The organism is Psychrobacter sp. DAB_AL32B, assembly GCF_002224105.1.
Lineage (GTDB): Bacteria > Pseudomonadota > Gammaproteobacteria > Pseudomonadales > Moraxellaceae > Psychrobacter.
In genome coordinates this window covers 1-400 of the sequence record NZ_NEXU01000164.1, presented here as the reverse complement: position 1 = coordinate 400, position 400 = coordinate 1, and the positions used below count along the sequence as shown (strand labels likewise).

At 47.5% G+C, this 400-nt stretch carries 1 protein-coding gene; it reads right to left on the bottom strand.

Translation table 11 applies throughout. From position 1 onward, the window contains the following. Positions 1–400, bottom strand: a 400-nt coding sequence (locus CAN34_RS13825; protein WP_133063030.1) for a DsbC family protein, incomplete at both ends; no start/stop codon positions are given.

Below are 400 nucleotides of genomic sequence, written 5' to 3'. Positions count from 1 at the left end.
ACGCCATCTTCACGATAAATGGCAGGCGTCGCCATTACCGCAAGCCCTGCAGCTTTTTCGCGGTTAGCTGTCACATTATCGGTAGTACAGCTTGCCGCTGCTGGAGTCATCTTACCTTGTAACATTGCTTTATCGAAAGCTTTACGGCGACCGTCCTCGCTCCCTTGACACCAAATGCCGCGCATTTGCTTAGGCGACTCTTCATAGATCGGATAGCCAATAGTTTTTACCGTCACGCCTTTGGCATTCAGCATCGGTAGCTGTTGATGTAGACGGCGGCAGTAAGGACAATTGACATCAGTGGCCACGTAAATAACCGCTCTTTCAGGACTAGTGGCGGGATAATTGATTAACTGCTTATCATCCAAAGTAGCAAAAACAGACTGATTTTTTTGCTTTT